The 1137-nt window shown below is 36.1% G+C and carries 1 protein-coding gene; it reads right to left on the bottom strand.

The genetic code is table 11. The features are described 5' to 3' along the window. On the bottom strand, positions 1–1137 hold a 1137-nt coding region (locus tag AC1DSL_RS18490; protein ID WP_477533366.1), incomplete at both ends, for a YcdB/YcdC domain-containing protein.

The raw sequence follows: 1137 nt of genomic DNA on the forward strand, positions 1-1137 counted from the left end.
GTACTGGATGGAGGTCCTGGAATGACGATCACACGCTTGATAAACAAGGATATAGGATTCTGTTTCACTATCATAATTTTTGTTCCAAGCTAATTCAAAATCCAAATGATTGATAAACATTTCACTTGCTTCTTTTTTAGAAATAACCGGTTCTACAGGGATTTGGCTCAATTGTTCCATATCAAAACGCGGTCCGCTATAATGATCAACCTGTCCTGTTTGACGATTAACAACAACCATAACTAATCCTAGTTGAATTGGTATACCATGACCGTTATGCATATGGAATGTAAATGATTCTTTCATTGAAGAATCATCCTCTTCATCCTCGTTTTCTCGAACAATCAGTTGTAGATACTGATAATAATCTGGAACTTTCATTTGTAAAAACACAATGGCTCTTTGATAACATGCCTCACGACTAAGTCTAAGATCGCCACTTCGTTCATTAAACCACATAAAGCTTCTGACTTTACCAGTTTTCTTTGAAATGAAGGCTTTAACTGTATCTTCTGACTGTCTATTGAAGTAGCCATTTATAGATAAATCCCCTTCCTTCATCTCCCAGTCCCGATCACGCCACACTATGCCCGTTTCTTCCCCCATATCTACTTCACGAATGACTTCCATCCTCTCGGTAATACCAATGATATCTTCAATAGATAAATCTTTTCGTACGGTCGTACTCGAAGGAGGAGTAAGCAAGACATATGTTTGCGGATCGTCTTCGTCATGTATAATCGTTAACGTTGGTTTCAAAACGTCCGCTTTATATTTCATGAAAAATTGCTCAGGTTCGTACACAAGACTGATTCCATCTTCTGCTACATCATGAATAGTAGTATACAAATTTGCAATTGTCAGTTGAAAATTAAGTCTATTTTGTACATGTTCAACCAGTTTTTCTTTTGAAATCAACATTTTTGGAATATCAGGAATCCTTTTCACACCTTCATATGTAAACTTAACAATATTCCCCGCGAGGTCTATATCAATATAACAACCAGCATGTTCTAACGGTAAGTCCATTACGATTTGTTCATAGTAAAAACGGTCTGCACAAGTAAGTTTTTTTGTTTTATAGTATGTTAAATCTTTTAATGCTTCAGGATAATGGCTAAGTAAAAATTGTTCGGC

The organism is Paenisporosarcina sp. P4_D4, assembly GCF_056401835.1.